9 protein-coding genes are annotated in these 7,649 nt (G+C 34.5%); 8 read left to right on the top strand and 1 reads right to left on the bottom strand.

What is annotated here, in order from left to right; all coding sequences use genetic code 11:
* The 6 genes from AC27VX_RS17285 to AC27VX_RS17260 all read left to right on the top strand — a co-directional run.
* A partial coding sequence (locus AC27VX_RS17285; RefSeq protein WP_488696874.1) for a hypothetical protein occupies nucleotides 1-898 on the top strand: 898 nt, incomplete at its 5' end.
* Between the two features lie 12 nt (nucleotides 899-910).
* Nucleotides 911-1,150: a hypothetical protein gene (locus tag AC27VX_RS17280; RefSeq protein ID WP_488696872.1), complete on the top strand. Its 240-nt coding sequence runs from the start codon at nucleotides 911-913 to the stop codon at nucleotides 1,148-1,150.
* Between the two features lie 55 nt (nucleotides 1,151-1,205).
* Nucleotides 1,206-1,586, top strand: coding sequence for a hypothetical protein (locus tag AC27VX_RS17275; protein ID WP_488696870.1), 381 nt, complete (start codon nucleotides 1,206-1,208; stop codon nucleotides 1,584-1,586).
* A 17-nt stretch (nucleotides 1,587-1,603) separates the two neighbouring features.
* The gene (locus AC27VX_RS17270; protein WP_488696868.1) at nucleotides 1,604-1,993 is read left to right on the top strand and encodes a hypothetical protein; all 390 of its coding nucleotides are present in this window, start codon (nucleotides 1,604-1,606) and stop codon (nucleotides 1,991-1,993) included.
* 371 nt (nucleotides 1,994-2,364) lie between these two features.
* Nucleotides 2,365-2,931: a Crp/Fnr family transcriptional regulator gene (locus AC27VX_RS17265; RefSeq protein ID WP_236857578.1), complete on the top strand. Its 567-nt coding sequence runs from the start codon at nucleotides 2,365-2,367 to the stop codon at nucleotides 2,929-2,931.
* An 83-nt stretch (nucleotides 2,932-3,014) separates the two neighbouring features.
* Nucleotides 3,015-3,839, top strand: coding sequence for an SDR family NAD(P)-dependent oxidoreductase (locus tag AC27VX_RS17260; RefSeq protein WP_236857579.1), 825 nt, complete (start codon nucleotides 3,015-3,017; stop codon nucleotides 3,837-3,839).
* Nucleotides 3,840-4,233: 394 nt separating this feature from the next.
* On the opposite strand, the gene AC27VX_RS17255 is transcribed toward AC27VX_RS17260, so the two are convergent.
* A complete protein-coding gene (locus AC27VX_RS17255) occupies nucleotides 4,234-4,632 on the bottom strand; it encodes a helix-turn-helix domain-containing protein (RefSeq protein WP_236859469.1) in 399 nt (132 codons plus the stop codon).
* A 234-nt stretch (nucleotides 4,633-4,866) separates the two neighbouring features.
* On the opposite strand from AC27VX_RS17255, the gene map reads away from it, so the two are divergent.
* Nucleotides 4,867-5,631 (top strand): type I methionyl aminopeptidase, encoded by a 765-nt coding sequence (map, locus tag AC27VX_RS17250; RefSeq protein WP_300688374.1) that lies wholly within the window; start codon nucleotides 4,867-4,869, stop codon nucleotides 5,629-5,631.
* A 260-nt stretch (nucleotides 5,632-5,891) separates the two neighbouring features.
* On the top strand, nucleotides 5,892-7,424 hold the full coding sequence (locus tag AC27VX_RS17245; RefSeq protein WP_488696865.1) for a M20/M25/M40 family metallo-hydrolase: 1,533 nt from the start codon (nucleotides 5,892-5,894) through the stop codon (nucleotides 7,422-7,424).
* Nucleotides 7,425-7,649: the final 225 nt, after the last annotated feature.

Below are 7,649 nucleotides of genomic sequence, written 5' to 3'. Positions count from 1 at the left end.
AAATGATGCAATGTTCGCTTCTGGAGAAGCAGCAGAATTTGCTTTTAAAATGTATGTGGCAACGATGTCAACAGGAACTGGAACATCAGGAGAGAATTTCTTTACGGGACTTAATTTTTCTGGTTTTGGAACAGATGATTGGATTTTACAGAATATTAATGGAGTGTCAACATGGAGTTATGATGCAAACATAAAAACAATTTTACAAGCTAGAAAAGCCGGCTATAAGGATGTGGCTGCAATTTATTCTTATGCCAATATATCGGGGGAAGGATTCTTAGGTTTTGGAAAATATAGTTATTCTTTAAATTCTAATGGATCAGTAGTTAATAATATGAATGGTGCCATATTAGGGGGGAGTTTTTCAACTCCAGCAGGAACAAATATATCTACCGGTACATATTTTAATAATAATATTGAGGATGGAATTTTTAAAAGTTGGGCAAATTCAAATAATATTGCTGCAAAATTTACTTATGGTATAGTAAATAATGCCTATGTTACAGCTCAAATTTTTGATATGGGTGCTTTAGAACGTCCTGAATGGGAAAATCCTTTGGGAGGAAATTATGGAAATCTAGATGGTACACCTAACTATAGACAAGCAGATGCTCTGGTTAGTACTGTCGCAACAGCAGCTCCTTATGCAAGAGGGGCCAAGGCTGTAAATTCTCTTATGCCTGAAGGAATAAGTATTTTAAACAGATTTGAGTCTGCTTCGGGTACAAGTGATACAATAAATCTTTTGAACAAAGGAGTAGATTATGTAAATGTAACCGCTGGGAAAGGAATGATAGCAAGACCAATAGTTACTGGTGTTGTAAATGCATCAAGTCCGGATAGCCCCGCTCGAACTTGGTTGAAGAGAAATGTAGGGTATAGGCCTCAATTTGATTAATATATAATTATAATGACATTATTAGAAATAATTTTCGGTGGATTAATAATCAATTTTCTTGGAATTAATACAAGATATTCTTTTTTTAGAATTTTTAATAAAAATTTAAAAAAAGAAGATTTTAAAAATGACAAAGATGATATAGGTGCTCAATTTTCACAAGGGTTTTATAATTTTTTAGTAGGTCTTATCGTATTCTGTATTTTATCAATAGTTATAGTGTATATTGCATATAAATTAAAATTTCTATAGATTGTAAAAACATTTCACTAACTATTTAGTATAAGCGTGTCGCTTGTGCCACTAAATGACTAGTCCTGAAAATAGTTTACTTATAAAAGGAAGTGCTGCAGTAAGACAATTAATGGGAACAAACATGTATAAATCTGCAGTTGATTATTTTAAGGAAACATCAATGAATGAAAAAACAACTTATGAAGGAATGTTTGGCCTTATAGGTGTTGTTGCAGAGAACAGAAATATGCAGTGCCAATTTATGGGGAAAACAAACTTCAGCTTTTATCCTGTAGGCAACAAAGTTGTTATAATGGCATTTGACTCAAAATCAATCTCTTCTTATTCTTTAAATCCTTTAAATAAAGATGAGTCAAGAAATATTCCTAGGTTTAATGGAGTTGGGGTACCCGAGAGTACAACCCGTCAAACATATTTGTTGTGGATGAAATAACATGTTAAAAAAATAAAATGAAAAAGCTAATTGTATCTGTTGTACTAGGATTAACTACTACTATAAGCTGTAGTATAAATAAGAAAGATTTACTAGGAACATATTCTTTTACTGGAAAAAATATTATTGATAGTTTAATTATTAAAGAAGATATATATATACATAAAATTTATAATAAAAATTCAGAGTTAATGTATCAAGCAAAAGATAATTGGAGTTTTGCAAAAGATAGAATTAATCTTGAAGAATTTTACAATAATGAAGACAATGAGCTTCAAGAACCTTTATCAGATACAGATGCCAAAAAGTTTTTAATGTTAGCTTCTTATCCTATTTATAGACAAAATGATCAAATAATAATTGAGGTTCATGCTGATGAAAATATTGTTTATAAAAAAAATAAATAATGCAATCAAGATAGTACAAATTTCTTACTTGTGAAGTTAATTAAAATAACTCCCCGATGGCCCAAGCGTCTCGCTTGTGTCACAAAAGAATTAAATCTAAAAAACACTGCAATTGCGGTGTTTTTTTAGATTTGTAAATATGTTTAAAACCTTTATATTTACCAGTACATAGATCATCTTGGAAATACCAGGATAACATTTCCCAAGAACAGCGCAGGCGCTCCTGAAATAACAGATACTAACAACTATTATCCTTTTGGTTTAAACCATATCTCTGGGGTAAAATTCCCTGTTTACTATTGAATTTTTATGGTAAATTTACTACTACAAACGTCCGCTTTCAAATCTGTAGTGGCAATTTTACTTAAACTATGTTAGATAACTTAATTAGCAAAATAAAATCTTTGAGTAATTTTTCTCAATCTGACGTTGATTTATTCACTGGTTCTTTAGAAGAAAGATGTATTAAAAAAGGAGAACATATTCTTGAAGAAGGGCAAATCTGCCGTCACCTTTTCTATATTCAAACTGGTCTGATGATGGTTTATAAAAACAATGATGGTATAGAAATACCTTATTGTTTTATGGCAGAAAATGAATGGATTGGATTAATGAAGAGTTTTAATGAAAAAATCCCGTCTGATAAAGCTATAAAAGCATTGGAAGATACCAAATTATTCAGGCTTTCTGCTGATAAACTGGAACAGCTTTTCAAACTACAACCTAAATTTCTGATTTTGAAAAATGATTATCTGGAGCATACGCTTATGGAAGTTGCACGGCACAGCGCAGATTTGAGATTGCTGGATGCAAAAAATAAATATTTTAAGTTTAGGGAAAATAATCCTACTCTAATCAATAGAATACCGCAGTATTATATCGCTGCCTATCTAGGCGTAAAACCCCAATCAATTAGCCGAATAAGAAAAGAGGGCTAATATTTTCATTTCTTCACAAATGTGAACGAAGTTTTGTATTGCATAGCGCAATTTTGCATTACAATTTATTCGTCAAAAAGAAAATGAGAAAAACAATAATTATAACCGGAGCAACTGGTGGCATAGGTAAAGCCGCTGCCATTGCGCTTGCAAAACAAGGCAACGATATCATCATACAAGGACGTGACGCTGAAAAAGGCAAAAGCATATCGGAAGAAATTTCAAAGATAAATGGCTCTACCTGTCAGTTTATTCAAGCAAATACTTCTACAATGGATGGAATTAAAAATCTAGTGGCTGAAGTAAAAAAATTAACCACCAAAATTGATATTCTTATTCATTCTGCAGGAACACTTAATTCTAAAAGAAAAGAGACCAAAGAAAGTCTTGATGAAGTTTTTGTTGTTAATTACCTGTGCAAATTTATGATTGATAACCTTTTGCTGGAGGAACTAAAAAAAGGTGGAGGAAGAATAATTATTGTAGGTGGCCTTTTATCGAGAGGCGTCACATTTGACTTTAGTGACCTCCAATTACAATCAAATTATTCAGTAAGCAAGCGGATGGGACAAAATAAGCTGGCAGTTCATATGCACGCTCAGGAATTTGCAAAGAAAAATGGGGAGCACCCTTCTATAAATGTTATTCATCCCGGAGTAACAAAAACTAACATTGACAGAAATCTCAACTGGCTTGAGAGAACAGCTTTTGGCCTGTTGCTGCTTATCAAAGGTAACAGCCTCGAAAAAGCAATAGCAAATATTTTGGAACTTGCCTCAGCTAATAAAGTTGAGTCCGGTTACTTTTATCCCAAACTTGCCGATACATCGGTAAGAGAAAAAATAAATTTAGATGATGCAAGTACAGCTAAACTGTGGGAAGAAAGCCTGAAGATTGCAAAAATATAAACAGCAACAGGAATACAGAAGTAATTGGAGGTACGGAATTCTTATGTACTTGTGAATGTCGTGCAGACGGAGTTCTGTTCCTCCTTCTTCGCCAATACCTAGACGTTAGTGGCAATTTTTATAGACAACATAGTAAACATTAAATGTATACGTTGACAAGACATAAGAAAGCAAAAGGCAAGCAGTTGCAAACAGTTTACCAAAACTGCAAGTCTTCATAATAGCGAATCTTCTTTTCAGTTTATAGGCAACAAACCGGAAGCTATTGCTGAATGAAAATTATTCAAAAGCAAGAAGAATTTCTACCTTGTTGCCACACTATTGTATCATTTGGTAAGGTAACAATAACAAAACCACTGCTTTTGGCTTGTATATGGCTTTTACTAAAAACTTTTTATTTGTGTTTAAGCAAACTTTCCAGCCTTGTTATCGTCTCGTCTTTTTCTTTAAGCATTCTTTCATATAGTTCAGCCATTTTCTCAAGCAGATTAAATATATATTGTATGTTTTCAGCAGTAGCATGGGCTATAGATCCCTCATGAAAAGTATTTGAAATAATATTAATGGTCTGTTCTTCATCAAAATTTTGAAAAGCCTCAACAGGAATCTTCATGATTTCAGAAATTTTTCGAAGTAACTGATCTTCAATAATTTCCTTTTGCTCCAGCAAAGATACTTTCTTCTGATTCCAATCTTCACCCAAGTCAAAAGCCAAAGCCTCCTGCTTAATTCCCAGTATTTCTCTAAAACGTTTTATATTTCTTCCCTGATGTATTTTTGGAGGATTAAAGATAGAACTTTAAATATAAAAAAAATATATCATAAATATTCCTTCAGTGAACTCCCCTCTTTTTCAAAAAAATTAAAATAAATCTATTTTGATAAATAGTATGATAAAAGAGCAAATTTTCAGAACATCAATATTCCCTAAGAATAAAAATCAGGAAAATCGATAAATTCTTTTAGTCGAACATTCATATCCATATTTTCCTAACTTTGCAGTTATCAACAATTAAAAAACAAAAATATGTCAATAACCAACGAAGATCAGATGATCGGAATGCAGAAAGTGAGTGAAGCAGTTGCCTGCACATTGAAGGCAATGACTGATTATGCGAAACCCGGTATGACAACCAAAGATCTTGACGAATACGGAGCAAAGATCCTTTCAGACTTTGGAGCGAAATCAGCACCTTATCTGACGTATGGATTTCCGGGGTGGACCTGCATCAGTGTAGATAATGAATTTTGCCATGGAATTCCTACAGATCAGCGTATTTTAAAAGAAGGAGATCTTATCAATATTGATGTTTCCGCAGAGCTTGACGGTTATTGGGCAGATAACGGAGGTTCATTTATCATTGGAGAAGATATCCATGGCCATCAGAAACTGGTAAATGCTTCCCGGGATATTTTACAGAAAGCAATTGATAACATAAAAGGAGGGGTGAAAATAGCTGATATAGGATTTTTAATGGAAACCGAAGCAAAGAAAAGAGGGTTGAAAGTCATTAAAAACCTTGCCGGCCATGGAGTAGGAAGAAGTCTGCATGAACAACCCGATGAACTGCTGAACTACAGGAACCGGTATGACTCCAGACGGTTTAAAAAAAACTCAGTAGTGGCAATTGAAACTTTTATCTCTACTTCTTCCAATCTTGCTGTAGAACTTAAAGACGGATGGACGATGGTTGGAAATAAAGGCGGGTATATGGCTCAACATGAACACACTATTGTGGTGACCGATGGAAAGCCTATTATTCTGACTCATATGAATGAAATTATGAACTGATCTCTTTAGATTTTCATTCAAGTAAATACATTTTTAAAAGTAAATGATAATAGCATCCACCGGATGCTGCAGGTTAAAAATAGATACCAGATACAAGTATAAATTTTTGATTTGGTAATAAAGGCTGTTTCGTTGGGAACGGCCTTTATTATGCTGCCTGTTACAGAGAGATGGATGGGAAAAGTTTGATTTTAAAATTGTTAAAGCACAAATACTTTGCTATATTTATAAAGTCAAACCACTTCACAAACTTATCTGCTATGAAAAAAGTTCTTTTAGCCCTTCTGGGGATTCTTGTCATTATTGCCGCCATCGTATTGATCAAGACTTACACGTATCCTTTTAAGAAAAATGCCATTGGAACAGGTGAGGGATGGAAACCTGTAAAGAACGATTCTGCAATCATGCGTTTTTCAGGAGGAATAAAAATTCCTACAGTTTCTACCGGCAGTTTAGGAGCATTCAATTATGCACCGTTTGACCAGTTTAAAACCTATTTAAAGACTTCTTATCCTCTGGTATTTCAGCACACAGAAAATGTAGAAGTGAACCAGTATGGATTGGTATTCAGATTGAAAGGAAGCAACTCTGCTCTTGAGCCTGTTTTGTTTCTTTCCCATATGGATGTTGTGCCTCCGGGTGATGCTGATATCAAGAATAAAGAAGAAAATATATTCCGTCCGGATGATCAACCGTCAGACCCTGTTTCAAAAGTAGCTGAAGACTGGGAGTATGCTCCTTTTTCAGGGGTAGTTGCCAATGGAAGAATCTATGGAAGAGGAGCGATAGATATGAAAGGTATGCTTTTCTCTTTATTGGAATCCATGAATAATCTGATAAAAAATAAACAGATCCCGCAGCGTGATATCTATCTTGCCTTTGGTTTTGATGAAGAAGTAGGCGGAAAGAACGGAGCAATGCAGATTGCTGATTATTTTAAGAAAAAAGGATTGAAATTCGATGCCGTTTATGACGAAGGCGGTTTAATTATGAGGAAAGGAAATGTTGCCGGAATAGATTCTGATATTGCTGTAGTAGGATGTGCAGAAAAAGGATTTCTTTCGGCAAAGATCAAAGTAAAAGGCCTTGGTGGGCATTCCTCCATGCCTCCTATGGAAAGTGCTATCGGAAAAGCAGCAGTCATTATGCAGCGTTTGGAAGATCATCAGATGAAGCCTGTTATCACTCCGCTGATTAAAGAATTTTTCAATAATATCGGAGGCGAGATGCCCTTTACAACAAGAATGGCTTTAGCTAATCAATGGCTCCTAAAACCTGTATTATTATCAAAACTTACCAAAAATAATACGACAAATGCTCTGGTAAGAACTACAACAGCCCTCACGATGATGAAAGGCAGTGACGGGACCAATGTTCTCTCTCCCGAAGTGGAGTTTGTGGTGAATTTCAGGCTGCTTCCGGGAAATACGGTAAAAGATGTCCGTGATCATATCGCTAAAGCAACCGAAGGATTTGATGTAGAGGTAGAAGAAATAGATAATACAAGAGAAGCTTCCCATATTTCCCCGACCAATACAAAAGCTTTTAAATTAATAGAAGCTGGAGTGAAAGAAATCTATCCGGGAGCTATCGTTACCCCCTATCTTACCATGGCAGGAACCGATGCCGGCAAATATGAGATTGTCAGTAAAAATGTGTACAGATTCATGCCTATTAAAATCAACAGTGCAGAACAGCAGAGCATTCATAGCACCAACGAATATCTCAGCATAGAAAACTATCTGAAGATGATCCACTACTTTGAATATCTGATGAAAAATTATGATAAGTGATGTGAAGGGGAGAGGTGAAAATTGAAAATGGAGAGTGGTGAATTGAAAATGGAAAAGAAGGAATTCAAATAGTCAAAGGTATTACTTATAAATTTTCAGGTTCGGATCTCAAATCTGTAAGTCTATTATCTTGATTCTTGACTCATGACTCTTGTCTCTTAACTCCATTATAAAAAAAATATATCACGTCAAGTTTTGTCGCATTACAGCAATAGCTTTGTTTCA

The organism is Chryseobacterium sp. 14P4.3.2, from assembly GCF_057799275.1.
Note: the sequence above shows the minus strand (reverse complement) of the source record. Positions and strands in the feature narration are given on the sequence as shown.

What these genes read in the sequence shown, in the direction of transcription:
- AC27VX_RS17275 (WP_488696870.1), top strand. Translation starts at nt 1,206, where the DNA reads ATGACTAGTCCTGAAAATAGTTTACTTATAAAAGGAAGTGCTGCAGTA.
- AC27VX_RS17265 (WP_236857578.1), top strand. Translation starts at nt 2,365, where the DNA reads ATGTTAGATAACTTAATTAGCAAAATAAAATCTTTGAGTAATTTTTCT.
- AC27VX_RS17245 (WP_488696865.1), top strand. Translation starts at nt 5,892, where the DNA reads ATGAAAAAAGTTCTTTTAGCCCTTCTGGGGATTCTTGTCATTATTGCC.
- AC27VX_RS17270 (WP_488696868.1), top strand. Translation starts at nt 1,604, where the DNA reads ATGAAAAAGCTAATTGTATCTGTTGTACTAGGATTAACTACTACTATA.
- AC27VX_RS17260 (WP_236857579.1), top strand. Translation starts at nt 3,015, where the DNA reads ATGAGAAAAACAATAATTATAACCGGAGCAACTGGTGGCATAGGTAAA.
- map (WP_300688374.1), top strand. Translation starts at nt 4,867, where the DNA reads ATGTCAATAACCAACGAAGATCAGATGATCGGAATGCAGAAAGTGAGT.
- AC27VX_RS17280 (WP_488696872.1), top strand. Translation starts at nt 911, where the DNA reads ATGACATTATTAGAAATAATTTTCGGTGGATTAATAATCAATTTTCTT.